The organism is Henriciella pelagia (assembly GCF_002088945.1).
GTDB classification, from domain to species: Bacteria; Pseudomonadota; Alphaproteobacteria; order Caulobacterales; family Hyphomonadaceae; genus Henriciella; species Henriciella pelagia.
Genome location: NZ_NCSU01000007.1, coordinates 481,827 through 507,555 on the forward strand (window position 1 = coordinate 481,827; position 25,729 = coordinate 507,555).

A 25,729-nucleotide genomic window follows, 5' to 3' on the forward strand; every position below is an offset into this window, starting at 1 on the left:
CCTTAGTAAACCCGCGCCTTCGGCTCGATATACTCAATGTCGTTGGACATGGTGTACTCGTGAACCGGGCGGTAATCGATGGTCACCTTGCCGGCCTCATCGACCCAGGCAAGCGTGTGCTTCATCCATTCCTTGTCATCGCGGTCTGCAAAGTCCTCGCGGGCATGCGCGCCGCGGCTTTCCTTGCGATTGGCAGCCGAATTCACCGTCACGGCCGCCTGGCCGATCAGATTGTCGAATTCGAGCGCTTCCAGCAGGTCCGTATTCCAGATCAGGCCGCGATCCTTCACGTCCATGCCGCCAATGCGGCCATAGATCTCCGCGATCTTGGCAACGCCCTCCTCCAGCACTTCACCAGTGCGGAAGACGGCGCAGTTGTTCTGCATCGCCTTCTGCATGTCGAGGCGCAGCTTGGCGACTGGCTGGTCGCCCGATGCGTTGCGGATCCTGTCGAAGCGGGCAAGGTGGCTGTCGGTCTGGCTCGCGCGGACCTCTGGCTGGCTGGCACCGGCTTCAAGCGTCGCGCCGCAGCGCAGGCCTGCGGCCCGGCCGAAGACGACAAGGTCGATCAGCGAATTGGAGCCGAGGCGGTTTGCGCCGTGTACCGACACACAGGCCGCTTCGCCGACCGCCATCAGGCCCGGCACGACACTGTCAGGGTCAGCGCCCTTCTTGGTCAGGACCTCGCCGTGATAATTGGTCGGGATACCGCCCATATTGTAGTGGACCGTTGGCAGGACCGGGATCGGCTCCTTGGTGACGTCGACCCCGGAGAAGACTTTCGCGGTCTCGGAGATGCCCGGCAGGCGTTCGGCCAGTGTTTCCGGCGGCAGGTGTTCAAGGTGAAGGTGAATATGGTCACTCTCGGCCCCCACACCGCGCCCTTCGCGGATCTCGACCGTCATGGCGCGCGAGACAACGTCGCGGGACGCAAGGTCCTTCACGCGCGGCGCATAGCGTTCCATGAAACGCTCGCCATCGGAATTGGTGAGATAGCCGCCCTCGCCGCGTGCGCCCTCGGTGATGAGGCAGCCCGCGCCATAGATGCCGGTCGGGTGGAACTGGATGAACTCGGTGTCCTGCAGCGGAAGGCCTGCGCGAAGCACCATCGCATTGCCGTCGCCCGTACAGGTGTGGGCCGACGTACAGGAGAAGAAGGCGCGGCCATAACCGCCAGTGGCGAGAATGGTCTTCTGCGCACGGAAGCGATGCAGCGTGCCATCGTCGAGCTTCCACGCGGTCACACCGCGGCAGGCACCTTCCTCATCCATGATGAGGTCGAGCGCGAAATACTCGATGAAGAACTCGGTCTCTTCCTTGACGCACTGGCCGTAGAGCGTGTGCAGCATGGCGTGACCGGTCCGGTCGGCCGCCGCGCAGGTGCGCTGCACGGGAGGACCCTCGCCATATTCGGTCGTGTGACCGCCGAACGGGCGCTGATAGATCTTGCCTTCCTCATTGCGCGAGAACGGCATGCCCCAATGCTCAAGCTCGTAAACCGCCTTGGGCGCTTCGCGGCAGAGATATTCGATGGAGTCCTGGTCGCCGAGCCAGTCCGAGCCCTTGACCGTGTCATACATATGCCAGCGCCAGTTGTCGGGTCCCATATTGCCCAGGGAGGCGGCGATCCCGCCCTGGGCTGCCACCGTGTGGGAGCGCGTCGGGAAGACCTTGGTGATGCAGGCGGTGCGAAGCCCGGCCTGTGCAGCACCGAGCGCGGCGCGCAGGCCTGAACCGCCCGCGCCGACAACCACGACATCATAGGTATGATCGACAAATTTATAGTCAGACATTTGGATCGTTTCCTTTCAGGCCGCGCCTCAGGCGCCTGCCGAAATCCAGATTTTCAGGACTGAAAGCGCGGTTGCCGCGAACAGCCCAAGCGTGACGAATGTATTGAGAATGAGCAGGGTCTGCTTCATGCCAGCCTTGCCGATATAATCCTCGATGACGGTCTGCATACCAAGGCGCATATGATAGAAGGCCGCGCCCAGGGTGAGGATCATCAGAATGGCATTCCACGGTGCCGACAGGAAGGCGACGGCGCCGTCATAGCCCGAGCGGCTGGCGGCGATCACGGCATAGAGAAACCACGGAACGAGGAAGACCAGCGCGATGGCCGAGACCCGCTGGCGGATATAATGCTCGGTCCCCGACTTGGCCGAACCAAGCCCGCGGGCAGCAGCGGTGGGCGTTTCGAAATTGGTGCTCATATCCGCCTCCTAGAACAGGTTGGTCGCGAGCGACCAGATCGTCGCAGCGGCAAGGATGGAGATGGCGAAATTGAAGACCGACCAGCCGCTCGCCACCTTTGGGTCGAAGCCGACTTTCGGCCCGTCCCAGAGCATGTGCCGGATGCCGTTCACCAGATGGAACAGGACAGACGCCAGCCAGAAAAAGAGGAGGATCTGGCCAACCGGGTGAAGCATGATGCCTTCCACAGTGGCATAGGTCTCCGGCCCGGCGGCAATGGCGATCACCCAGGCGCTGACAAGAAATGCGCCGATATAATTGCCGACACCGGTCACGCGATGAAAAATTGAGGCGGCCATCGTCCAGTGCCACTTCCACACCTGCAGGTGTGGTGACATCGGGCGGGGATCAGTCCACTCCGAACCTGACATTTACTATCTCCCGAACCTTCTGCTTTGCTATGACGGGTTCTAGAATGGTCGATGAGCGTGTCAACGCGACAAGAGAGGCAGGAACCGTCATGAATAAAGCGATCTGGACCTGTTTTGGCTGTTTGGCACTCACAATGCTGGCCGATGCCCGCACACCGGAACCCCAGTCGATTGTTGCCGAGACCGATGACGCCGCCATTCTCGAGCAGGTTGCAGATGCCTATGAAGCGCTGATGATCGCTGCAAACCCGGCCGATGAAGCGCGTGCGGAACAACGCGCACCGACCCGTTGGCCGGACGTCTCACCGGAACACATCTCGAGCCTCGCCAACGAAGCGCGTCTGCTGAAGGGCAGGCTGACAGCCATGGTAGACCATTCCTCTCCCGAATGGGCGATTCTGTCGCACCTGCTGGAACAGCTGATCATGGAAGATCAGTTCGATACCGCCCGGATACCGTTCACCGGCGACTGGGGGTTTCATGCCAGCCCCTTCTTTGAAGCGGCCAATCTGCGCATTCGTACCGAAGAGGATGCCGAGGCCTGGATCCAGCGCCTGAATGACCTGCCTCGCTATTTCGACGATCACATCACCAATATGCGGCGCGGCATCCGCACTGGCTGGACGTCGCACAGCGACCCGATGACCACGACGATCAACCAGATTCGCGAGCAGGTGGTCGCAACCGCCGAGGACAGCCCGCTCTGGACACCGTTCGAAACCCTTCCCGAGCGGATTGACCCTGAAACGCAGACAGCCCTGCGCGCAGCGGGACGCATCGCCGTCATGAATGCCGTCCAAGCCTATGGCGACCTTCTGGCCTTCATGGAGACCGAATACGCGTCCCATGTCAGACCCGATCCGGGCGTGAACTCCCTGGCGGGTGGACAGGAATATTACGACGCAGCGATCCGCGACCACACCGCAGGCGCCGGATACACGCCAGGGCAGATCCATGAACTTGGTCAGCAGGAAGTCGCCCGCATCCGCGCCGAGATGGAAGCCATCATCGCAGAGCTTGGATATCCGGGCACGTTTGCCGATTTCCTGAACTTCCTGCGAACCGACCCGCAATTCTACCCTGAGACCGCCGAAGACCTGCTGGAGAAAGCCTCACGCATCTCCAAACGCCTCGACGCCATACTGCCTGAATATTTCCGCACCCTGCCGCGCCTGACTTATGGTGTGAAGCCTGTGCCGGACGACATCGCACCGGGATATACAACAGGCCGCTATTCTGGCGGCGACCCGGAGGAAGGCGTTGCCGGCACCTATCTTGTCAACACCTACGCGCTCGACCAGCGGCCGCTCTATGAACTTCCGGCGTTGTCGGCTCATGAAGCGGTCCCCGGACACCATCTGCAGATTTCGCTCGCGCAGGAACTTCGGGACGTGCCGCGTTTTCGCCGCCAGTATTACGCCACAGCGTTCGGCGAGGGCTGGGGGCTCTACGCCGAGAAGCTGGCCGGCGAGGCGGGCATCTACCAGACGCCCTATGAACGTTTCGGCCAGCTCTCCTATGAGATGTGGCGCGCCTGCCGTCTCGTCGCAGACACCGGCATGCACTGGTACAACTGGACCCGCGAAGAGGCCGAGGCCTGCTTTGTCGAGAACTCGGCACTGGCCCCGCTGAACATAAAAACAGAAGTGACGCGCTATATTGGCTGGCCGGGACAGGCGACCGCCTACAAGATCGGCGAGCTGAAAATCCTCGAGCTTCGCCAGAGAGCGAAGGACGTGCTCGGCGATGACTTCGACATCCGCGCATTCCACGATGCGATACTGGGCCAGGGTTCGATGCCGCTCAACGCCCTGGACCTCCAGATCGATGCCTGGATCGCCAATCAGCTTGCAGCCGACGACGAACTGACAGACACGCATTCCCCATGAAACTGACAATCATCGAAACCGGAATGCCGCCGGAAGCGCTGCGCAGCGACTGGCCGGGCTATCCTGCCATGTTCCGCGACCTGATCACCCCGCACCTGCCGGGCCTCGAGACCGAGACAGCATCAGTCGTCAACGGGGATTCGTTTCCCGACCTCGACGCGGTTCAGGCGATCCTGATCACCGGCTCTGCCGCCGGTGTCTATGAGCACCATCCCTGGATGCAGCCGCTCTTCAACTTCATCCAGCGGGCCGCCGCGAAATCCATTCCCCAGATCGGTGTCTGCTTCGGCCATCAGGCCGTCGCAAAGGCGCTTGGCGGGCGGGTCGAGAAATCCGAAAAGGGCTGGGGTATCGGCCGCCACGTCTATGAAGTCTGCGCCCGCCCCGACTGGATGGGCGACTATGCCGAAGACAGTTTCTCGCTTGGCGTCAGCCACCAGGACCAGGTGCTCAGCCTGCCGCCCGGCGCGACTGTCGTGGGCGCGTCCGATTTCACACCTTTCGCGGCGCTCGACTATGGCGCCGTCCCGGCCATCAGCTTTCAGGGCCATCCAGAGTTCTCGAGCAGCTTCAACTGCGCGCTCTACAATGTCCGGCGCGGGACCGCATTCTCCGGTGACCGTGTGGATGCGGCCTGCAAGAGCCTCGACCATCCCGTCGATAATGGCCTTGTCGGGGGATGGATGGCGCGCTTCCTGGCAAGCCGCACCGTCACGACATAAATCGGCCAGGCACTGGAAAAGCGTTACACTTCTGTGCCAAGTGAAGCAGACTGAATATCAAGGAGATACCGGCCCATGATGCCGAAACCACGCGCTGACATTGCCCCCAACTCAATTGAATTCGAGACGCTTCCACTGGTCAAGCCGACAGGGTTTCGAGAATATGATGCGCGCTGGTGGTTCGGGGTGCCCGGCCATTCGAAAGCTCCTGAACTGAATCTGCTCGGCGCCGAAGCGCTCGGTCTCGGCATGGCCACTCTGTTTCACGAACTGGGCGTTTCTCCGAAGGTGGTTACGGGCCATGATTTCCGCTCCATCTCCCTGCCGATCAAGAATGCGCTGAAACTTGGTCTGGTTGCCGGCGGCTGCGACGTTCTGGATATCGGCCTTGCCCTGTCACCGATGGTCTACTGGGCGCAGTTCGAGCTTGACGTGGACTGCTGCGCCATGGTGACGGCGAGCCACAATGAGAATGGCTGGACCGGCGTGAAGATGGGCGCGAACAAGCCGCTGACCTTCGGGCCGGACGAGATGGGCCGCCTCAAGGAAATCGTCCTCAACGGCGAATTTCACCCGCATGCCCGCGGCGGATCGTTCCGCGTCGATGGCATGCGCGAGCGCTACATCGCATCGGTCTCCAAAGGGATCGAACTGAAGAGAAAGATCAAGGTCATTGCCGCCTGCGGTAACGGCACGGCCGGTGCCTTTGCGCCGGATGCCCTGCGCGCCATGGGCGCAGAGGTCATCGAGATGGATTGCAACCTCGACAACACATTCCCGAAATACAATCCGAATCCGGAAGACAGCGAAATGCTGCACGCCATGGCGAAAGCCGTGAAAGAGCTTGGCGCAGATGTCGCCCTTGGTTTCGACGGCGATGGCGACCGCTGCGGCGTTGTCGACAATACGGGCGAAGAGATCTTCGCTGACAAGATCGGCCTGATGCTGGCGCGCGACCTCTCCAGGGTTCATCCCGGCGCGAATTTCGTCGTCGATGTCAAATCCACGGGCCTCTACAAGACTGACCCGGTTCTGAAAGAGAACGGATCAAGTGTCGACTATTACAAGACCGGTCATTCCTACATCAAACGCCGCACGACAGATCTCGGCGCCCTGGCCGGTTTCGAAAAGTCCGGCCACTTTTTCTTCCGCCCCCCCATCGGCCTTGGCTATGATGACGGTATCGTGGCAGCCGGCGCGATCCTGCAGATGCTGGACCGCAATCCGGACAAGACGATGGCCGATCTCAAATCCGAACTCGGCACCGCTTACACTTCGCTCACCATGTCGCCGCATTGTGATGACGAGATCAAATACAGCGTGATCGACAAGATGGTTGCTGAATATGAAACCATGGCTGGCGGTGAGATCCTCGGCCGCAAGGTCGTCGATGTGAACACAGTGAACGGTGCCCGCGTGACGCTGGATGATGGCTCCTGGGTGCTGGTGCGGGCCTCATCGAACAAGCCGGAGCTGGTGGTTGTGGTCGAAAGCCTGCAGTCCGAAGACGACATGCGCGACCTCTTCCACAAGGAAGTGAAACCCCGCCTCGCAAAACACCCGGAGGTTGGGGCCTATAATCAGGAAATCTGATATCAGGCGTTCCTGACCAGCCAGTCATACGCCTCATTGATCGCGCTCATGCGCTCACTCGCCCTGTGGCGGTCGGCATCGGAATGCGCCGGTGAGGCGTACTGGTCCGGATGATAGGTCTTGGCGAGCTTGCGATACGCCATGCGCAGCGCCTTGCTGTCCGGTGAGCCCGACAGGCCGAGCGTTCGCAGATGCGCGCTTCGCGGTGTCAGTGGTGGCGCGGGAGGAGGTGGCGGAGACGGCGGCGGTGGCGGTGGTGACGCTGGGCGTGTCTTGCCCGACGCCTCAGAGAATGCCTGGGCAAAGCGTTCCGAATGGGGGCCCCAGTGTTGCTCCATGCCTGCCTTTGCCCGGGATTCGAAACCGGACGCAGCGATCTCTTCATCAACCGGCCAGGCGCTCGCCAGCCTGCGCCCCGCCCACGCCGCAAAACGGCGCAGCACCGGCCAGCCTATATAGGCAAATGCAAGTGCCGCCTGCGCGACAAGGATGGGGAAATAGGATTTCCAGAACACGGTTCATTCCTGCCAGGCCCAGCCACGGCCATATCAGGTCATGTTTATGCCAGATCAGGCCATAACCCCCGATTAGGCAAATCGGTGAAATTTCATCCTGTCTGGCATGCCCTGCACACTTGACCTTTAAGCATAAAAATCGCACCCCTCGCCCCACTCTGAAGGCGTAAAAGAATACAGGACAAGAACCATGCGCGTAGCGATGATCGGGACAGGCTATGTGGGCCTGGTGAGCGGGGCGTGTTTCGCCGATTTCGGCCACGTCGTGACTTGCGTCGACAAGGACGCGTCCAAGATCGAACGCCTGAAAGAGGGGGAAATCCCGATCTTCGAACCCGGCCTTGATGATCTTGTCGCACAGAATGTGAGTGCTGGGCGCCTGCACTTCACCACCGAGGCCAAGGATGCCATCGCCGATGCGGACGCCGTCTTCATCGCGGTCGGTACGCCGTCGCGCCGCGGCGACGGTCATGCCGATCTCTCCTATGTCTACGCCGCCGCCGAAGAAATCGCGTCGCTGATGGACGGCTTCACCGTCGTCGTCACAAAGTCCACCGTTCCTGTCGGCACGGGCGATGAAGTCGAGGCCATCATCCGCAAGACCAGGCCGGATGCGGACTTTGCCGTTGTCTCCAACCCTGAATTCCTGCGCGAAGGCGCAGCGATCAAGGACTTCAAGATCCCGGACCGCGTCGTCGTCGGCACAGACAGTGAGCGCGCCCGCGAAGTGATGCGTGAGCTTTATCGCCCGCTCTTCCTCAACGAAACGCCGATCCTGTTCACCAGCCGGCGCACCTCCGAGCTGATCAAATACGCCGCCAATGCCTTCCTCGCCGTGAAGATCACCTTCATCAACGAGATGGCTGATCTCTGCGAAGCTGTTGGCGCAAATGTGCAGGAAGTCTCGCGCGGCATCGGTCTTGATGGCCGGATCGGGCGCAAATTCCTCAATGCCGGTCCTGGCTATGGCGGCTCCTGCTTCCCGAAAGACACGCTGGCCCTCACCAAGACGGCCAATGACTACAAGTCACCCGTGCGCATCGTGGACACGGTGGTCGAGGTCAATGCCGCCCGAAAGAAGGCGATGGCAGACAAGGTCATCAAGGCCATGGGCGGCGACGTGAAGGGCAAGACAATCGGCGTTCTGGGCCTCGCCTTCAAGCCGAACACCGATGACATGCGCGACGCCCCAAGCCTCGACATTATCCCGGCGCTGATCGCAGCGGGCGCGACCGTGAAAGCCTATGATCCGGAAAGCATGCACGAAGCCCAGAAGATGATGACGGGTCTTGATTATGCCGATAACGCCTATGCGGCGATTGATGGGGCGGACGCAATGGTCATCATCACGGAATGGGACCAGTTCCGCGCCCTCGACCTCGACCGCGTGAAAGACGCCTTGAGCAGCGATATCGTCGTCGACCTGCGCAACATTTACTCGCCCGAAGACATGGCGCGGCGCGGCTTCAAATATATTAGCGTCGGACGGCCATAACGCCCATGCACCTTGCGCCCCGCATTCTCGTCACAGGTGGTGCCGGTTTCATCGGTTCCTTCCTTTGCGAACGCCTGCTGGACCAGGGCGCGGAAGTGCTCTGCGTCGACAATTTCTTCACAGGCCGGCGCAGCAATGTTGCGCACCTGATGCCCAATCCGCGCTTCGAGCTGATGCGCCATGACGTCACCTTCCCGCTCTTCGTGGAAGTGGACGAGATCTACAATCTCGCCTGCCCGGCGAGCCCTGTTCACTATCAGTTCGACCCGGTGCAGACGACCAAGACGAGTGTCCACGGCGCGATCAATGTGCTCGGCCTCGCCAAGCGGACCAAGGCAAAAATCCTCCAGGCCTCGACGTCGGAAGTCTATGGCGACCCGGAAATCCACCCCCAGCGCGAAGAATATTGGGGCAATGTGAACCCCATCGGCCCGCGTTCGTGCTATGATGAGGGAAAGCGCTGCGCGGAGACGCTGTTCTTCGACTATCACCGCCAGCACGGCACAGAAATCAAGGTCGCGCGGATCTTCAACACCTATGGTCCGCGCATGCACCCGAATGATGGGCGCGTTGTTTCGAATTTCATCATGCAGGCGCTGCGCGGCGAGGACATCACGCTTTATGGCGACGGCCAGCAGACGCGCAGTTTCTGCTATGTCGACGACCTCGTGGAAGGCCTGATCCGCCTGATGAACACCGCGCCCGAAGTGACCGGCCCGATCAATCTTGGCAATCCGGGCGAGTTCACCATCCGGGAGCTGGCCGAGCTTGTGATTGAACTTACCGGGTCGAAGTCGAGCCTGGTCCACAAGCCCCTGCCGCAGGACGATCCGCGCCAGCGCCAGCCAGACATTTCCCGCGCGAGGGAAACCTTGGGCTGGGAACCGACCCTCCGGCTCCGCGATGGGCTGGAAAAAACCATCGCCTATTTCCGGCAACTGACAAACGCCTAGGAAGGAAACGCCATGAAGTTCTTCGTCGACACTGCTGACACAGCAGAAATCAAGGATCTCGCCGCCACGGGCCTCATCGATGGCGTGACCACCAATCCGTCGCTCATCGCGAAATCCGGCCGCAACTTCGCCGAGGTGATCGAAGAAATCTGCGGCCTCACCGAAGGCCATGTCAGCGCCGAAGTGGTCGCCACCGATTACGAAACCATGGTCAGCGAAGGCAAGAAACTTCAGGCCATCGCGTCCAACGTCGCCGTAAAACTGCCGCTCACCATGGACGGGCTGCGCGCCTGCCGCACGCTGAGCGATGCCGGCACGGCCGTGAACGTCACGCTCTGCTTCTCGGCCAACCAGGCCTTGCTGGCCGCGAAGGCTGGCGCCGCCTATATCTCCCCCTTCATCGGCCGTCTCGACGATATCAATATCGACGGCATGGAGCTGATCGAGGACATCCGGACGATCTATGACAATTACATGTTCGAGACCGAAATCCTCGCCGCTTCAATCCGCAGCGCCAATCATGTGAAACTGTCTGCGCTCGCCGGCGCTGATGTCGCAACCGTTCCACCGAACGTTCTGAAAGGCCTCGTCAGCCACCCGCTGACCGACAAGGGTCTTGCCGCCTTCCTCGCAGATGCCGAAAAGGGCGGCGTGAAGGTCTAGGCCGCCAGCCGCTTTCGAACCGCACTGGCCAGTAATCGGCCAATATCCGGCCCCTGTACTGGATAGAGATAAGGCTCTATCAGTTCGAGCTCCATCAGTAGGAGGCCGCCCTCACCATCCCGCAGCATGTCAACGCGGGCATAGAGCGGCGTGTCATCGAGGGTGTCGAGAACAGCGCGCGCTGCCCTGACGTCCTCTCCGTCTGGCACAATTGCCGTCTCCACCCCGCCATAGAGCGACTGGATGCGGTAATCGCCGGGTGCGGCGCGCTTGATCAGCGCATGCGACAGCTCCCCATCTATGAAGATGAAGCTGAGCTCGCCCTCGGTTTCGATCATCGGCAGGAAGGGTTGCACCATCATCGGGTGCGTCATAGCGGGGATCGGGTCGCCTGCCCTCAGCCTGTGCTGGTCGAAGGCGCCCGCACCGATCTGTCGCTTGAACACCAGATCCTCCGACTGGAGGTCCCGGAAGGCTGCCCGTGCCTTCTGCTCGGTCATCTGGTCAATCCAGAGCGTCGGGATAAGTTTCGCGCCCCGCGCTTCAAGGTCACGCAGATAGGTCTTGTGAATATTCCAGTGTACCAGCTCGAGCGGGTTATAAAGCCGGGTCGCCGAAGCAATATGGCCGAGCGTCGCCAAAAATTCCTCAAGCCTGTCCCAATAATCCCAGGCGGTACCGATTATCGCAGCATCGTAGGATGACCAGTCTGCTTGCGGATCACTCCAGGACACATCCATGATCGAGCCGCCGATTTCAGAGAACCCCGCTTGCAGCAAGGCCATCATGTGATCGTGCTCGAAACCGTCGCCGCGCCGGATGGTTGATCCGGGCAAAGTGACGTCTGAAGCGATGTAAGCGATGCGCATATCTGCGCTATATCTGCGGCCTTGACTTGCGTCCACGGGCGAGGTCTGCAAATCCGGACGGGAAGGAATCCAAGAGGTTTTTATGGCTGGAATTCTCTACGACGTCGTCGGGCTCGGCAATGCGATTGTCGATATCATCGCCCCCGTCGAAGACAGCTTCCTCGACCGGTTCAACATTCGCAAGAACGGAATGACTCTCATCGATGAGGCGCGCGCCGATGCCCTGACCGCCGCAGCACCTGAGGCCCGGCAGCTCTCTGGCGGGTCCGGCGCAAACACGATTGTCGGCGTTGCCAGCTTTGGAGGTACCGCCGCCTATATCGGCAAGGTCGCGGACGACCCGCTCGGCTCAGTCTTCCGCCGCGACATGAATGAGAGCGGCATTCCGTTCGATACCCCACCCCTGGATCATGGCCCAGCCACCGCCCGGTCAATCATCTTCGTGACACCAGATGGCGCCCGCAGCATGAATACCTATCTCGGCGCATCAGTCCGGTTCAGTGCAGAGGATGTTTCAGCCGAAACCGTCAAGGCTGGCGCGATCCTCTACCTCGAAGGCTACCTTTTCGACGAGGAGCCCGCCAAGCAAGCCTTCGTTCACGCATCCGAGATCGCAAGGGCGGCTGGCCGCCGCGTGGCCCTGACCCTTTCCGACAGCTTCTGCGTCGAGCGCCACCGCGACAGCTTCCTGCATCTGATCCGCAACCATGTCGATATCCTGTTCGCCAATGAGGACGAACTGCTGTCGCTATACCAGACAGACGACTTTGACGGCGCGGTCGAAAAGCTCCGTGCCGATACGGCCCTGGCTGCTGTGACCCGCTCGGAAAAGGGATCGGTTGTGATCGGGGAAGGCGAACCGATCCATGTGGCAGCCGAGCCGGTCGACAAGGTGGTCGATACGACCGGCGCTGGCGACCAGTATGCGGCGGGTTTCATGTTCGGTCTGTCGCGGGAGCTGCCACTTTCGCTGTGCGCGAGGCTCGGCCACATTGCAGCGGCAGAAGTCATCTCGCATTACGGGCCTCGCCCTGAAGTTGCTTACAGGCGTCTCGCAAGAAGCGCAGGCATTACCAATTAATTTACCATGGCCCGCGCAGGCTACCCCTACAGGCGTCAATTGTCCTTCGACGGACAGGCAGCGCATTGCTTGTTGAGTATCGCTGGGTAAGGTTGGTGATTGAATGGGTATAGCTGAAGATGTCGAAAAGGAACTGCCATATCTTCGTCGCTATGCGCGCGCGGTGACCGGCAGCAGTCTTCAGGGTGATACTCTTGTTGAGGGCGTGATCGTCGATCTTCTCGAACGCTCAGATCCAGGCATTGGCCGTCTGACACTGTTTTCGATGCTGGAACGCAAGGTGAGCGACTTCAACGCATCGGCGCCGGGGTCTGCATCGCCTGCCCTTTCATCCAATCCCCGCCGCGCCCAGCTGCTTACGACGATGGAAGGCTTCACCCTGGAAGATGCGGCCCGCATCATGGGAGCAGACGCCAGCACCGTTTCGGACTTTGTAGCCGACGCTGAAGACGAGCTGAAGGCGTCACTGGCAACGGATGTCTTCATCATTGAGGACGAAGCACTCGTCGCCGCCCATATCGCGCAGATCGCCAAACAGATGGGTCACCACATTATCGGGCAGGCAGTCACGCGTGAGACCGCGGTCGAAGCCTGCCTTGCAAATCCGCCTGCACTTCTCCTGGCGGATGTACAGCTAGCAGATGGGTCGTCTGGCGCGGAAGCAGCCAGGGAAATTACCGATCAGCTCGATATTCCGGTAATCTTCATTACCGCCTATCCGCAGCGCCTCCTGAAGGGCGAGCGCGGCGAGCCAGCCTTCCTGATTCCGAAGCCCTTCCGGCCCGACATGGTGAAAGCGGTGATCAGCCAGGCCCTGATCCAGAAAGCCGCTAAACTCTGAGAAAAAATACCGACGCCGTAGCGCCGGTATGAGGGGTGTCTTTGAAGCTGGAGAATAATGCTTCACCTGTCCTATGCCCATGGGCGACGAACCGTTCCAAGTTTTCTCCATTATTCTCAGGCCGCCAGCAGGGCCTCTTTCACATAGTCCAGACGGTCATGTCCGAAGAACATGTCGCTGCCCACAAAAAAGGTCGGCGCACCAAAGGCGCCGCGCTCGATCGCGCTGTCAGTATTGGCCTTCAGCACGGATTTCGTGTGCTCGGATTCGGCCAGTTCAAGGATGCGGTCCGCGTCGAAACCTGCCTCCGCACACATGGCACGCACCTGATCTGGCTCATCGGTCTTCAGCGATGAGGGTGCCGCCCAGACATGGTGCAGAACGGTTTCGATAAAGCGTTTCTGCTCGTCTGGCGTATCCGAAAGCCCGATGGCAGCCCGCAGCATGGGGCGGGTGTTCATCATCGGAAAATGCGGGTTCAGCCTGAACGGAATACCATACCGCCTGGCGCACCGGGCAAGATCGACAGGCAGATAAGCCCCTTTGGCAGGTACGAGGCCCGGCGGGCGATTGCCCGTTGTCTGCATCACTGCGCCGAGAAACATCGGCCTGTATTCGACCTGTGATACGAGGTCACCGAGCTCCGATGGAAGCGCGTGATACGCGATATAGGAGAACGGACTGATAAAGTCGAAAAAGAATTCGAGGGTCTTGGCCATCGGGGCCTCCAATCTGTTCGGGGTCAAAAACTTTCCATCCAGGGCCGAAGGTCCAGCTCATGGGTCCATGCGCTGCGCTCCTGGGTGTGCAGCATCCAGTATGCATCGGCGATGGCTTCCGGATTGAGGATTCCATCGTGGTCCTTGAGCGCGTAGCGGTCTGGAAAATTATCGCGAATGAAGGCGGTATCGATGGCCCCATCGATCACTGCATGGGCGACATGAATACCCTTCGGTCCAAGCTCGCGCGCCAAGGACTGGGCCAGTGCCCGAAGTGCGAACTTGGCCCCGGCAAAGGCGGAAAAACCGGCCGCGCCGCGCATCGATGCCGTCGCGCCGGTAAAAATGATGGTGCCCGCGCCGCGCGGCAGCATCACCCGCGCCGCCTCACGCCCGGCCAGGAAGCCAGCGAATGCCGCCATCTCCCACACTTTCCGATACACACGAGCCGTGGTCTCGGTGATCGGGAACCGGACATTCGCACCGATATTGAAGACCATGACCTCGACCGGGCCGACCTCCTGTTCCACGCGGTCGAACAGGGCGACCATCTGGTCTTCATCACGCGCATCGCAACCGATGCCGATTGCCTTGCGACCGGAGACGCGGATATCATCGACCAGTGGCACCACGGCCTCTTCAGTCCGTCTGGTGCAAATCGAGGTCAGGCCTTCCCTGGCAAATCTTCGGGCAATCGCGCCGCCCGTTGCATCGCCCGCGCCAATTATGATGGCGGCAGGATCAGTCATTTGTTCGTTCCATTTTGGAACTTTAGCAAATCAGGGTATCACTTGTCACCATGAAATGGACCGAACTTGACGAAAATTGGTGCCCGGTCGCCCGAACGCTCACGCTGGTTGGTGATCGCTGGACACTGCTCATCCTGCGGGACTGTTTTCTCGGGCGGTCCAAATTTGAGGAGTTTGCCGAGACCACGGGCGCGACGCGGCACATCCTGTCATCGCGCCTGAAACGGCTTGTGACGGCTGGCGTGCTTGAACGTCGCCCTTATCAGGACAGGCCGAAACGCCATGAATACGTGCTCACCGAAAAGGGCAGGGAATTTGGCCCAGCCCTCATAGCCTTCCGCGACTGGGGCAAGAAGCACATGCCTGTCCGCCGGACTGCGACAGCGACTAAAGAATGAACTTCGAGAGGTCGGCGTTTCCGGCAAGATCGGACAGCTGAGCTTCAACATAGTCAGCCGTGATCGTGACTGTTTCACCAGAGCGGTCCGGCGCTGTGAAGCTGATCTCGTCCAGTAGACGTTCAAGAACAGTCTGAAGACGGCGTGCACCGATATTCTCGACCGTGTCATTGACCCGGACCGCAATGTCGGCAAGTGCATCGATCGCGGCGTCTTCAAAGGTAAGCTCGACCCCTTCTGACTTCATCAGCGCCTCATGTTGCTTGATCAACGAGGCTTCCGGCTCCACCAGGATGCGGCGCATATCGTCGCGCGACAGGGGCTTCAGCTCCACCCGGATGGGCAAACGGCCCTGCAATTCCGGCAGCAGGTCTGACGGCTTTGACACATGGAATGCGCCAGACGCGATGAACAGGATGTGGTCGGTGCGCACCGGTCCGCGCTTGGTCGAGACTGTTGTACCCTCAATCAGCGGAAGCAGGTCTCGCTGCACGCCTTCACGGCTCACATCGGCGCCGCTGCGACCGCTCGATCCGGCGACCTTGTCGATCTCGTCGAGGAAGACAATGCCATCAGACTCGACGATGCGCACAGCTTCGCGCGTGACGCTCTCCTCATCGATCAGCTTGTCGGCTTCTTCGGCGATAAGCGGCTTGTAGGCATCGCGCACAGTGGTCTTTACGCGCTTGGTACGGCCGCCCATCGCCTTGCCCAGCAGGTCGCTCAGATTGACCATGCCCATTGAGCCACCGCCGCCTGGCAGATCCATCATGGGCAGCGGATTGCTGGTGTCGGCCAGCTCGATATCGATGTCCTTGTCATCAAGCTCGCCGTCGCGGAGCTTGCGGCGGAACACTTCGCGCGTCGATGACTGGGCGTCTTCGCCAACCAGCGAATCGAGAAGACGTTTTTCAGCCGCCTCGCGGGCCTGGTCTTCAACCGACTTGCGACGCTGGTCTTTCACCATGCCAATGGCGGACTCGACGAGATCACGAACGATCTGCTCGACGTCCCGGCCGACATAGCCAACTTCGGTGAACTTTGTCGCTTCCACCTTGAGAAATGGTGCATTGGCGAGCTTTGCCAGACGGCGGGACACCTCGGTCTTGCCGACGCCAGTCGGGCCGATCATCAGGATATTCTTTGGCGTGATCTCATCACGCAGCTCTTCGGGAGCCTGCTTGCGGCGCCAGCGATTGCGCAGGGCAAGCGCAACAGCGCGCTTGGCATCGCCCTGCCCTACAATGTGACGATCCAGCTCGGAGACGATCTCCTTGGGTGTGAGGACAGCTGTCATGATTTCAGATCCAGTTTCTCGACCGAGAAATTGCCATTGGTGTAGACGCAGATGTCGGCGGCGATTTCCATGGCGCGGCGACCGAGCTTTTCGGCGTCCTTTTCATAATCGTAGAGCGCACGGGCCGCCGATAGCGCATAATTGCCGCCCGATCCAACCGCGACAACATTGTGTTCCGGCTCAAGCACATCGCCCGCGCCTGTAATGACGAGAGTTGTATCCTTGTCGGCAACAATGAGCAGGGCTTCGAGCTTCTGGAGGTATTTTTCCGTGCGCCAGTCCTTGGCCAGCTCAACCGCGGCTCGCTGAAGCTGGTTGGGGAAGCGTTCGAGTTTCTGCTCGAGCCGTTCAAACAGGGTAAAGGCGTCGGCTGTTGCGCCGGCGAATCCTGCGAGGATGTCCCCATTACCGAGACGGCGGACCTTGCGGGCATTGCCCTTCATCACGGTCTGGCCCATCGAGACCTGTCCATCACTCAGAAGTACCACATGGTCTTGCGTGCGAACCGCAAGGATGGTCGTCCCATGCCAGGGCGGCGAATTTTCGTGGGTATAATCAGTCACGACGGGTGATGTGGCCCACCGGCGCCGTCTCTGCAAGAGGCTGCGTGTGTCTTAGCTTGCTGTCGCTGCGAATTTGGCGCGGTCTTCATTCAGCATGTGAATGAAACGGTCAAGCGGCACAGGCGCGCTGTAATAGTAGCCCTGGTACTGGTCGCATCCACGCCGACGCAGGAACGCTTCCTGGGCTTCGGTCTCGACGCCCTCTGCAACCGTCTCCATGCCGAGCGTTTCGGCCATGCCGAGAATCATTTCCACAATCGCCGGGGCCTGCTTGTCGGAATAGAGGCCGGAAATGAACTGGCGGTCGATCTTGAAGACGTCGAAAGGCAGGCGGCCCAACATGGCAAGGTTTGAGTGGCCGGTGCCAAAATCGTCAATGGCGAGCTTGACGCCCATGGATTTCAGGGGTCCGACAACATCCTTGAGCCGCTCCGGGTCCGTGACGGCGACGCTTTCCGTAATCTCCAGCTGCATCAGCCGCGGCGGAAGACCAGCTTCGGTCATCGCATGGATCAGCATGGTGCCGAGGTCATCGGACTCAAACTGGATGGGCGAAACGTTGATCGCAACGGAGATGCCCGTATGTCCGAGCCGGTGCCAGCGTGCGGCGGCGCGGCAGGACTGGCGAGCGATCTGAATGCCGATTTCGCCGATCAGTCCAGTCGCTTCGGCAACTGGAATGAACACATTCGGCGAAACGATCCGCCCACTTTCAAGTTTCCATCGCGCCAGCGCTTCAGCCCCAATGATGCGGCCGGTCCGAAGATCGATCTTGGGCTGGAAGACCGGGATGAAACGCTTGTTCTCGACGGCGGCGCGCACTTCGGCCTCAAGACGTTTGCGCGCAGCATCCTGGCGGTCGAATTTCGGTGAGTAGAACTGGAAATCCGTGCTGTCGCTGCGCCGGGCCTGGAAGAGGGCCGACTGGGCACGCTTGCGGATATCAGCCGGCGATTGGCCGTCTTCGGGTATCATGACGATGCCGACCGAGGCCGGCACGCGAAATTTCTTGCCTGACAGCTGGTAGGGCTGGTTCAGCGTATCGATCAGGTCCCGGACCAGCCGCATGACTTCGGGACGGGCCCCGATGCGATCCACAAGGATGGCGAACTCGTCGGACTGAAGCGCAAAGACCTTCCAGCTGCCCGCAGGCACGGCGTGAGCCCGCTCGCGTGAGGCGACAAATTCGGCAATGCGCCGGCTCATGGTGACATAGGTTTCTGAACCAAGCGCGCTGTCGGCACTTTCAGATATCTGCTGGATCGCGTCGGCGTCGATGAGGATGAAGGAAGACGGGTCCTCGAAGGCTGAATCGGCGATCGTCTCGGTCAACTGGCGCGTCAGGCTGAGTGAGTTGCCCAGTCCCGTGCGTTCATCAGTATAGGCGGCATTGCTGAGCTTCGTATTCTCGGCGCGCAGCTTATGCAGCGCGCGAACCGTGCTGGCATGCAGGTGGCGAAACTCCTCAAACAACAGCTTGCGGGAGGACCGTGATGAAAGACCATTGCTGACGCGGTCAACCGTATCTGCAATTGACCGCGCCTGAATGGCACCAACCTTCGCAAAACAGTTTGCAAGGGCGAAAAACATGCCGGTCACGAACAGGACCGCCGCGAGCATGGCCGGCAGGGGCAAGGGCAGACCGCCAGGGCTCAGACGCAGGGAAATGAGCTCTGCCACCGTCACGCCCGCCTCGGTGACGGGATAGACCTCGCCTTTCTTCCGAAGTTGAGGGGTGTCAGATCCAGCGATCGCATTGCCCTCGGCATCGACGACCAGCACACGGTCGCCAGCAAATCGCTCGACCGTCTGGCGCACCTGTTCATAATCGCCTGACGCAACATCGGGGTTAATCGTTCGCACCAGGCGTTCGGCCAGAATGTCGGATTCGGTCTCAGCGCGGTTTTCTGCAGCAATGACGTAGATCGACGCGAAGGCGACAGACAGGACGAAGCCTAGCAGCGCCGCGCATAGCGGCAGCGCAACTTCGAACTTCATTTTCGCCACTTGGCGGGCCATTTTGGATTGATTTGCCAGAAAATCTACTCGTTTGCCTGCACGCAAATTGCGCCCTGAACGACACAATCGGGCCTAAACTTTAGAATTCCGTGAATGAATCTGTTGTATCTCTTTCGATTGAGACGATGTATCAGGCCCCATCATGAGTAAAAATCGTATAGCCACAGTTACGCGGACGACTCGCGAAACGGACATTACAGTAACCGTCGACCTCGACGGAACCGGCAAGTCCGATATCGAAACAGGTGTCGGCTTCTTCGATCACATGCTGGATTCGCTGTCCCGCCACAGCTTCATTGATCTCACCGTGAAGGCAAAAGGCGACCTGCACATTGACGCGCACCACACCGTGGAAGACACAGGCATCGTCATTGGCCAAGCGATCATGAAGGCGCTCGACGACTTTGCAGGCATCACGCGGTTCGGACATGCCTACATTCCGATGGATGAGACGTTGAGCCGTGCCTCCATCGATCTCTGCAAGCGGCCATACCTTATCTGGAAGGTCGATTTCCGGCGCGACAAGGTGGGCGATCTCGACACTGAACTTTTCAAGGAATTCTTCCATGCCCTAGCCGGCAATGGCGGTATGTGCCTGCACATCGAGAACATCTATGGCGAGAACAATCACCACATCGCCGAGAGCTGTTTCAAGGCAACGGCGCGGGCGCTGAAGATGGCTGTCACGCCGGATCCACGTCTTCAGGGCAAGCCGGCAAGCACCAAGGGCAGCCTCTAGCTCAGCGAAAGCGGCGGTTGCGGCCCAGCAGGACGGTCCGGTTCGCCGGCCCGTGCGATGCGTCAATGATCTCGATGTGCTGAAAGCCGGCTTTGACAGCGACAAACCTTGTCTCGATCAGGCTTGTCGCCGTCTTACCTGCGATAATCCAGCGGCGGGTCGCGGTCGCCGAGCAGGGATTTGTACTCGTAATTCGGGCCTCGCTTGGCTTCGAACTCTTCCCAGGCCGCCTCGATAAGGGCATCATTCTGGTAGAGCTCGATTGCAGCGGCCGTCAGCGTCCTGGCTGCCAGATCTGCACCCTTGTGGCCTATCGACATGCCGCTCGCAGCGACAGCCTGCCAGCTGTGGGCGGACGTGCCGGGAACCCAGGTCGCTGTACGCAGGCCGACTGTCGGTACCGCCCATGACACATCGCCTACATCCGTAGACCCATAGCCCAGTGAAATCTCGAATGGCTGGACCTCTTCCTGAGAGCCGAGGGCCAGTGCGGGATTGTCGAAGCTTGCAGCCACCTGCTCTGCATAGGCCTGCTCTTCGGCAGTATAGGTAATGCCGCCGAGTGCGCGGAGCTTCTCGTCCATCATCCGGGCGAGGGCCTCATTCACCAGAAGCGGGTTGTTGCCGTGAATGATTTCCCATTCGACGCGCGTGCCAGTCCCCATTGCAGCACCTTCAGCGGCTTTTTCGAGACGCTGCCAGATCGCATCGACACCATCTGCGTCCGGGTGGCGGACATAGTAGAAGACTTCAGCATAATCCGGGACCACGTTCGGCGCATTCCCGCCCGACGTGATGACATAGTGCATGCGCGCATCCTGCGGCATGTGTTCATGCATCATATTGGCCATCATGTTCATCGCCTCGACGCCGTCCAGCGCAGACCGTCCGCGCTCCGGCGCGCCTGCTGCGTGCGCTGAGATCCCGTGAAAGCGGAATTTAGCAGACCGGTTGGCGAGTGATGTATTGGCAGCGGCAGAGTTCTCATCGTCCGGGTGCCAGTGCATGGCAATATCGACATCCTCGAACAGGCCGGCCCGGGTCATGTAGACCTTTCCACTGCCGCCTTCCTCGGCTGGCGTGCCATAAACGCGGATGGTGCCCTCCGCCCCGGTCTCCTCGAGCCAGTGACGGATAGCGATGCCCGCCGAAACGGATGCAGCGCCGAAGAGATTGTGCCCACAGGCCTGGCCGGCGAGCTTGCCGCTGACAGGATCCCGCGTCGGCGCTTTGCTCTGGTTGATACCGGGCAGGGCATCATATTCAGCCAGGATCGCAATGACCGGTTCACCTGAACCATATTCAGCGACAAAGGCCGTCGGGATACCTGCAACGCCTGCGTCGATCTCGAAGCCCTCAGCGGCGAGCGTCGATTGCAGCAATTCTGCAGACTTCTTTTCCTGATAGCCAATCTCTGCCCATTCCCAGATCTTGCTGGCCAGGTCGGCGGTCAGCGCCCGCCTTTGCTGGACGAGCTGGCTGGCCGTATCCGTCGACGGGTCGGCCGCCGCTGCGCCAGCCAATCCGGTAGAAAATATGCCAATGGACGCGGCGAGTAGCAGGGTGCGCATGAAGGAACTCCATTGTGGGACTGTGGCGACCTTGCTTCACCGGTCTGGGGATATCAAGCCTTGCCCTCTTCCCCTTGCTGCAACAGCCGTTTAAGAGCGCGAACAGATGCCCACACTCGCACTCATAGACTATGGCTCCGGCAACCTGCATTCGGCCGAACGTGCACTGCGCGCTGCATCGACGCTGTGCGAAACGCCAATGGACATCCTTGTCACCGAGGATGCCGAAGCGGTCAGCCGGTCAGACCGCGTGGTCCTACCGGGGGTCGGCCACTATGCCGACTGCGCCGCCGGCCTGCGCGCCGTGGACGGCATGGTCGATGCGCTTGAAACGGCCGTCCTGCAACGCGGCGTGCCGTTCCTCGGCATCTGTGTCGGCATGCAATTGCTGGCCGATCGCGGACTTGAGGATGGCGAGACCGCCGGGCTCGGCTGGGTTGGCGGCGAAGTGGACCGTATCAAGGCGGGACCAGGCCTCGCGATCCCGCACATGGGATGGAATGCGCTGCAGATACAACAGGATCACCCGGTCCTGACGGGGCTCGGTGATGACCCACACGTCTATTTCACGCACTCCTATGGCATGGTCCTGAGCAACAGTGATAACCTTGCCGCAAGCACGGAGTATGGCGCGCCGATCACCGCCGCCATTGCAAAGGCGAATATCTTCGGCACGCAGTTTCACCCTGAGAAGAGCCAGCGTGTGGGCCTCAGGCTGCTGGCCAATTTTCTTGAATGGGAGCCGGTATGACAGAGCGGTTTGACCTCTGGCCCGCCATCGACCTCAAGAGCGGCGAATGCGTACGGCTGATCCGCGGCGAAATGGATCAGGCGACCGCCTTTAATCCTGACCCCGGCGATCAGGCAGCGAGGTTCAGGGTCATGGGCTTTGACCGGCTGCATGTCGTTGACCTCGACGGCGCCTTTGCCGGGGACAGTGCCAATGGCGAGGCTGTCCGGCGTATTCTCGCGGCAACGGACGTTCCGGTACAGCTCGGCGGCGGCATTCGCACGCGCGAGCAGATCGATGCTTGGTTGGAAGCAGGCCTTTCACGCGTTATTCTCGGCACGGCCGCCTTGCGCAATCCTGATCTCGTCAAGTCCGCCGCGCGCGACCTGCCTGGAAAGATCGTCGTCGGCATTGATGCAAAGGATGGCTATGTCGCTGTCGAAGGCTGGGCGGAAACCTCCGACATGAAGGCGGTCGAGCTCGCCAAAATCTTCGAAGGATGCGGCGTCGCAGGCCTGGTCGTGACGGATATCTCCCGCGATGGCATGAAAACCGGCGTGAATGTCGCATTTACCAAGGCCATGGCCGAAGCTGTTTCGATTCCGGTGATCGCATCAGGCGGCGTCGCAAGCGTCCAGGATGTGGTTGCGCTGAAACAATCAGGCTCTGCGCGGCCCATTTCAGGCACGATCCTCGGGCGCGCGCTCTATGATGGCGACATTGATCCCAAACAGGCCATCGAAGCGGCCCGAAGCAAGTAACATGCTGAAAACGCGCATCATTCCCTGCCTCGATGTCAAAGATGGCCGCACAGTCAAAGGCGTAAACTTTGTCGGCTTGCGCGATGCCGGAGACCCGGTCGCGCTCGCCAAGGCCTATGATGCCCAAGGCGCCGACGAACTCTGTTTTCTCGATATTACGGCCAGCCATGAGGGCAGGGGAACGATGCTGGACGTTGTGCGACGGACAGCCGAACAGTGTTTCATGCCGCTCACAGTCGGCGGAGGGGTGCGTTCGGCCGGTGATCTGGTGCAGCTTTTGCGTGCCGGGGCTGACAAGGTGGCCATCAATTCAGCCGCCGTTGCCAATCCAGCAGTGATCGCCGAATGCGCCGCCAAGGCCGGCAGCCAGGCCGTTGTGGTCGCGATTGATGCGCGCAAGGCCGGCGCAAGCTGGGAAATCTTCACGCATGGCGGTCGAAAGCCGACCGGTATTGACGCAATCGAATTCGCGAAAGAGGCGCAGAAGCGCGGCGCGGGCGAGATATTGCTCACCTCCATGGACAAGGATGGCACCAAGTCCGGCTTTGATATCCCGCTGCTCAAAGCCGTCACATCTGCCGTCAGTATTCCGGTAGTTGCCTCAGGCGGTGCCGGCTCAGCGGCCGACCTGGCCCCGGCCATCCTTGAGGGCGGCGCAAATGCTGTGCTTGCAGCATCAATCTTTCACTTTGGCGAGGTAAGCTTATCTGAGGCCCGAAAAGCGCTTGCAGATGCGGGTGCTCCCGTCAGACCATTTGAATGACAGACTGAAAGACAATCATGCCCAAACAGGAACTTGGTTCAGCTCAGCAATTGAATGCCCTGATCGCGATCCTGGCGCGAACAGTCGATGAGCGCGTCGATGGCAATCCTGACAAGTCCTATACGGCCCGTCTTCTGCGTTCAGGCGAGATCCGCTGCGCGAAGAAAATCGCCGAGGAAGGCGCGGAAGTGGCGCTCGCCATCGCAGCAGAGAGCCGCAAGGATGTAGCCGCAGAAACGGCTGACCTTCTGTTTCACCTGCTGGTGGGTCTCAGGGCGCGCGGCGTGCCTCTGGACATGGTCGCCGAAGCGCTTGCCGAACGGCGCGGTGTATCAGGCATTGCGGAAAAAGCGGCCAGACAGACCAAGGCCTAGCGCCGCCTCAGGAAGACGTAGAATGCGCCCGCACCACCATGTCGCGGGTGGGCTGGCGCATAGCCGGACACCAGGGCATTCGCCTCCGGCATCTCGATCCAGCGCAGGAAGTTCCGGCGCAGGATTCCCTCCCCGGCTTTGCCCTTTCCGGTAATGACAATCACACATCGGCTTCCACGCGCCTGTTCGCGGATGAGGAAGGCGGGCAGGGCAGACCAGGCCGTGTCCTGGGTGTGACCATGTAGATCGAAGCTCGCTGAGATCTCGAGCTTGCCGCGCCGGACCTTCTTTTCTTTGCTACGATCGGCTGGTCCGGACGACGCCCCAGCGCCATCCACAGCCCGTCGGGAACCGGTCTGAGGCTTGGCTGCTGCTGTCGCAGAGGGCGGCTTGACCTTCTTCAGGATCGGGTGATCCGAAACGTCCCGCTTGATCCGGGGAGACTTGCCGCCCTTCAGCGGGCGAACCGACTGGCGCACACGGTCCCAGGCTTTCGCCTCATCGCTTGTGAGTTTCCGGTCGGTCATTCCGCCGATCTAATGCGCGTTGCCTGTCACGCCAAGCGAGGCCACCGGTCGGGGCGCATCAAGGCGCGCCGCAACCGCGCTCGGCAACAGAACCCAGAGCCGCCCCGGCGCATTCATCGTGCCGGCACGTTCTCCCGCCTGAAGGCCTGTACCGAAATAGATATCCCCGCGTACCGGGCCCTTGATCGCGCCCCCTGTGTCCTGTGCGTTGAGCAGGCCGGACCATTCGCCGCCAAGACCCGGCGCGCTTGTCTGAACGAAGACCGGAACCCCGAGTGCATGGAAGGACCGGTCAACCGCCATCGAGCCAAGCGGCGTCAGCGGGACGTTCAGCGCGCCCCTGGGGCCGGAAGTCTGTTCGGTAGACGGGTCTATCGTGAAGAAGACGAAGCGGGGATTCGCGTTCATCGCTTCGCGGACCTGGGCCGGCGTCGCACGGTCCATCCAGGCGCGAATTCCCTGCATCGACGCTTCGCCGCGGCTGATCCAGCCACGATTTAGAAGCCAGTTGGCCGTCGAGCGGAATGGCTGCCCATTATGGGCGGCATAGACGGCCTTCTTCACCGTGCCATCGGGGAAAACGAGCTTTCCGGACCCCTGCACCTGCAGGAAGAAGACGTCCCCGGGATGCGCATAGGCGAGCGGGGTGACCCCGGCAGCCGTGATCTCTGCGCGGCTCGGATAGGCCCGGCGTCCTCCGCCGGGCAGGGTCTGGTAGACATTGTCACCGCCCTCGGAAACGAGGTCAGCAGGCAGGGCAGGGACAGGCTCTGTGTAAGGGTGGACCGGCGTGTAGCGTGCCTCGTAAACAGGTTCGAAATAGCCGGTGAAGCGCGATTGGCCGTCCGGGCTCAGTATCTCGACCGGCTGGAAGAGGGCCTGAACGACCGCCTTCGCACTGGCATTGTCGGCCACCACATCAAGCGCGGCGCAGGCCGGCATCCAGTCATCCACCCTGCCAGCCCAAGGGGCATCGTCAGACAGGTACTGGTTGCCCGGTCTTCTCGCGAAAGTGCCACAACTCTTGCGCATGGCCTCAAGGCCCGGAAGGATGTCAGCGCTTGTCCAACCGGGCAGGCTTGCGAAATCGGCAGGCACCGGCGGCGTCCAGACCGGCTGCGCCGGTGTCTCGGCAATGGGTGGGGCAGGCGGCACTGGCTGGGGTTCCGGCGCACTTGCACATGCCGCGAGCCCCAGAAGAATGAGAGAAGTTCCGAGTCTTTTCATGAGCTATCCTGTGCCGGTCTTGCAACCCGCCCGCAAATTAAACCTGG

27 protein-coding genes are annotated in these 25,729 nt (G+C 60.7%); 14 read left to right on the forward strand and 13 right to left on the reverse strand.

What is annotated here, in order from left to right; genetic code table 11:
• Window positions 1–2 precede the first annotated feature (2 nt).
• Genes sdhA through sdhC form a run of 3 tightly spaced genes read right to left on the reverse strand, consistent with a single transcriptional unit; the run spans window position 3 to window position 2,624 of the window.
• Window positions 3–1,793 carry a succinate dehydrogenase flavoprotein subunit gene (gene sdhA / locus B8746_RS05055; RefSeq protein WP_084392136.1) on the reverse strand — a complete coding sequence of 597 codons (1,791 nt, stop codon included), beginning with the start codon at window positions 1,791–1,793 and terminating at the stop codon, window positions 3–5.
• Window positions 1,794–1,820: 27 nt separating this feature from the next.
• Window positions 1,821–2,213 carry a succinate dehydrogenase, hydrophobic membrane anchor protein gene (gene sdhD / locus B8746_RS05060; protein WP_084392137.1) on the reverse strand — a complete coding sequence of 131 codons (393 nt, stop codon included), beginning with the start codon at window positions 2,211–2,213 and terminating at the stop codon, window positions 1,821–1,823.
• Window positions 2,214–2,222: 9 nt separating this feature from the next.
• Entirely contained in the window at window positions 2,223–2,624 is a 402-nt protein-coding gene (gene sdhC / locus B8746_RS05065; protein WP_084392138.1) for a succinate dehydrogenase, cytochrome b556 subunit, read from the reverse strand.
• 89 nt (window positions 2,625–2,713) lie between these two features.
• On the opposite strand from sdhC, the gene B8746_RS05070 reads away from it, so the two are divergent.
• From B8746_RS05070 to B8746_RS05080, 3 genes are all read left to right on the forward strand, one after another.
• The gene (locus tag B8746_RS05070) at window positions 2,714–4,513 is read left to right on the forward strand and encodes a DUF885 domain-containing protein (RefSeq protein WP_233123932.1); all 1,800 of its coding nucleotides are present in this window, start codon (window positions 2,714–2,716) and stop codon (window positions 4,511–4,513) included.
• A complete protein-coding gene (locus B8746_RS05075; protein WP_084392139.1) occupies window positions 4,510–5,235 on the forward strand; it encodes a glutamine amidotransferase-related protein in 726 nt (241 codons plus the stop codon). The genes B8746_RS05070 and B8746_RS05075 overlap by 4 nt, the downstream gene beginning before the upstream one ends.
• 78 nt (window positions 5,236–5,313) lie before the next feature.
• Window positions 5,314–6,828 (forward strand): phosphomannomutase/phosphoglucomutase, encoded by a 1,515-nt coding sequence (locus tag B8746_RS05080; protein WP_084393125.1) that lies wholly within the window; start codon window positions 5,314–5,316, stop codon window positions 6,826–6,828.
• A gap of 2 nt (window positions 6,829–6,830) precedes the next feature.
• Here the strand turns inward: B8746_RS05080 and B8746_RS05085 are convergent, their stop codons facing one another.
• The gene (locus tag B8746_RS05085; RefSeq protein WP_084392140.1) at window positions 6,831–7,343 is read right to left on the reverse strand and encodes a J domain-containing protein; all 513 of its coding nucleotides are present in this window, start codon (window positions 7,341–7,343) and stop codon (window positions 6,831–6,833) included.
• A gap of 190 nt (window positions 7,344–7,533) precedes the next feature.
• Here B8746_RS05085 and B8746_RS05090 point away from each other — a divergent pair, with 190 nt between their 5' ends.
• From B8746_RS05090 to fsa, 3 genes are read left to right on the forward strand one after another with little or no spacing between them, the layout of a single operon-like run.
• Window positions 7,534–8,838, forward strand: a complete 1,305-nt coding sequence (locus B8746_RS05090) for a UDP-glucose dehydrogenase family protein (protein WP_084392141.1) — start codon at window positions 7,534–7,536, stop codon at window positions 8,836–8,838.
• A gap of 5 nt (window positions 8,839–8,843) precedes the next feature.
• Window positions 8,844–9,791, forward strand: a complete 948-nt coding sequence (locus B8746_RS05095; RefSeq protein WP_084392142.1) for a UDP-glucuronic acid decarboxylase family protein — start codon at window positions 8,844–8,846, stop codon at window positions 9,789–9,791.
• A 12-nt stretch (window positions 9,792–9,803) separates the two neighbouring features.
• Window positions 9,804–10,454, forward strand: coding sequence for a fructose-6-phosphate aldolase (gene fsa, locus B8746_RS05100; protein ID WP_084392143.1), 651 nt, complete (start codon window positions 9,804–9,806; stop codon window positions 10,452–10,454).
• Here the strand turns inward: fsa and B8746_RS05105 are convergent.
• On the reverse strand, window positions 10,451–11,323 hold the full coding sequence (locus B8746_RS05105; protein ID WP_084392144.1) for an ATP-grasp domain-containing protein: 873 nt from the start codon (window positions 11,321–11,323) through the stop codon (window positions 10,451–10,453). The genes fsa and B8746_RS05105 overlap by 4 nt on opposite strands.
• A gap of 82 nt (window positions 11,324–11,405) precedes the next feature.
• Between B8746_RS05105 and B8746_RS05110 the strand changes: the two genes are divergently transcribed.
• Together B8746_RS05110 and B8746_RS05115 are read left to right on the forward strand one after the other, a co-directional pair.
• The gene (locus tag B8746_RS05110; RefSeq protein ID WP_084392145.1) at window positions 11,406–12,404 is read left to right on the forward strand and encodes an adenosine kinase; all 999 of its coding nucleotides are present in this window, start codon (window positions 11,406–11,408) and stop codon (window positions 12,402–12,404) included.
• 103 nt (window positions 12,405–12,507) lie between these two features.
• Window positions 12,508–13,245 carry a PhyR family response regulator anti-anti-sigma factor gene (locus B8746_RS05115; RefSeq protein WP_084392146.1) on the forward strand — a complete coding sequence of 246 codons (738 nt, stop codon included), beginning with the start codon at window positions 12,508–12,510 and terminating at the stop codon, window positions 13,243–13,245.
• A gap of 116 nt (window positions 13,246–13,361) precedes the next feature.
• On the opposite strand, the gene B8746_RS05120 is transcribed toward B8746_RS05115, so the two are convergent.
• Entirely contained in the window at window positions 13,362–13,964 is a 603-nt protein-coding gene (locus B8746_RS05120; RefSeq protein ID WP_084392147.1) for a 2-hydroxychromene-2-carboxylate isomerase, read from the reverse strand.
• A gap of 23 nt (window positions 13,965–13,987) precedes the next feature.
• Window positions 13,988–14,713: an SDR family oxidoreductase gene (locus B8746_RS05125; protein ID WP_084392148.1), complete on the reverse strand. Its 726-nt coding sequence runs from the start codon at window positions 14,711–14,713 to the stop codon at window positions 13,988–13,990.
• Between the two features lie 50 nt (window positions 14,714–14,763).
• Between B8746_RS05125 and B8746_RS05130 the strand changes: the two genes are divergently transcribed.
• Window positions 14,764–15,111: a winged helix-turn-helix transcriptional regulator gene (locus B8746_RS05130; protein WP_084392149.1), complete on the forward strand. Its 348-nt coding sequence runs from the start codon at window positions 14,764–14,766 to the stop codon at window positions 15,109–15,111.
• Here the strand turns inward: B8746_RS05130 and hslU are convergent.
• Genes hslU through B8746_RS05145 form a run of 3 tightly spaced genes read right to left on the reverse strand, consistent with a single transcriptional unit; the run spans window position 15,101 to window position 18,969 of the window.
• Window positions 15,101–16,408: an ATP-dependent protease ATPase subunit HslU gene (hslU, locus tag B8746_RS05135; RefSeq protein WP_084392150.1), complete on the reverse strand. Its 1,308-nt coding sequence runs from the start codon at window positions 16,406–16,408 to the stop codon at window positions 15,101–15,103. The two genes, B8746_RS05130 and hslU, sit on opposite strands and share 11 nt — an antisense overlap.
• The gene (hslV, locus tag B8746_RS05140; RefSeq protein ID WP_084392151.1) at window positions 16,405–16,971 is read right to left on the reverse strand and encodes an ATP-dependent protease subunit HslV; all 567 of its coding nucleotides are present in this window, start codon (window positions 16,969–16,971) and stop codon (window positions 16,405–16,407) included. Before hslV ends, hslU begins: the two co-directional genes overlap by 4 nt.
• A gap of 51 nt (window positions 16,972–17,022) precedes the next feature.
• Window positions 17,023–18,969, reverse strand: coding sequence for a putative bifunctional diguanylate cyclase/phosphodiesterase (locus B8746_RS05145; RefSeq protein WP_158084537.1), 1,947 nt, complete (start codon window positions 18,967–18,969; stop codon window positions 17,023–17,025).
• Between the two features lie 163 nt (window positions 18,970–19,132).
• Here B8746_RS05145 and hisB point away from each other — a divergent pair, with 163 nt between their 5' ends.
• Window positions 19,133–19,729, forward strand: a complete 597-nt coding sequence (gene hisB, locus B8746_RS05150) for an imidazoleglycerol-phosphate dehydratase HisB (RefSeq protein WP_084392153.1) — start codon at window positions 19,133–19,135, stop codon at window positions 19,727–19,729.
• Between the two features lie 134 nt (window positions 19,730–19,863).
• Here the strand turns inward: hisB and B8746_RS05155 are convergent, their stop codons facing one another.
• Window positions 19,864–21,300: an amidohydrolase gene (locus B8746_RS05155; RefSeq protein ID WP_084392154.1), complete on the reverse strand. Its 1,437-nt coding sequence runs from the start codon at window positions 21,298–21,300 to the stop codon at window positions 19,864–19,866.
• Window positions 21,301–21,406: 106 nt separating this feature from the next.
• Here B8746_RS05155 and hisH point away from each other — a divergent pair, with 106 nt between their 5' ends.
• From hisH to hisE, 4 genes are read left to right on the forward strand one after another with little or no spacing between them, the layout of a single operon-like run.
• Window positions 21,407–22,051 carry an imidazole glycerol phosphate synthase subunit HisH gene (hisH, locus tag B8746_RS05160; protein WP_084392155.1) on the forward strand — a complete coding sequence of 215 codons (645 nt, stop codon included), beginning with the start codon at window positions 21,407–21,409 and terminating at the stop codon, window positions 22,049–22,051.
• On the forward strand, window positions 22,048–22,791 hold the full coding sequence (hisA, locus tag B8746_RS05165) for a 1-(5-phosphoribosyl)-5-[(5-phosphoribosylamino)methylideneamino]imidazole-4-carboxamide isomerase (protein ID WP_084393126.1): 744 nt from the start codon (window positions 22,048–22,050) through the stop codon (window positions 22,789–22,791). The genes hisH and hisA overlap by 4 nt, the downstream gene beginning before the upstream one ends.
• A gap of 1 nt (window position 22,792) precedes the next feature.
• Window positions 22,793–23,554 carry an imidazole glycerol phosphate synthase subunit HisF gene (hisF, locus tag B8746_RS05170; RefSeq protein ID WP_084392156.1) on the forward strand — a complete coding sequence of 254 codons (762 nt, stop codon included), beginning with the start codon at window positions 22,793–22,795 and terminating at the stop codon, window positions 23,552–23,554.
• 17 nt (window positions 23,555–23,571) lie between these two features.
• On the forward strand, window positions 23,572–23,928 hold the full coding sequence (hisE, locus tag B8746_RS05175) for a phosphoribosyl-ATP diphosphatase (RefSeq protein ID WP_084392157.1): 357 nt from the start codon (window positions 23,572–23,574) through the stop codon (window positions 23,926–23,928).
• Here hisE and B8746_RS05180 read toward each other — a convergent pair.
• A complete protein-coding gene (locus tag B8746_RS05180) occupies window positions 23,925–24,455 on the reverse strand; it encodes a Smr/MutS family protein (RefSeq protein ID WP_084392158.1) in 531 nt (176 codons plus the stop codon). The genes hisE and B8746_RS05180 overlap by 4 nt on opposite strands.
• Window positions 24,456–24,464: 9 nt before the next feature.
• On the reverse strand, window positions 24,465–25,682 hold the full coding sequence (gene mltA, locus B8746_RS05185; protein WP_084392159.1) for a murein transglycosylase A: 1,218 nt from the start codon (window positions 25,680–25,682) through the stop codon (window positions 24,465–24,467).
• Window positions 25,683–25,729 lie beyond the last annotated feature (47 nt).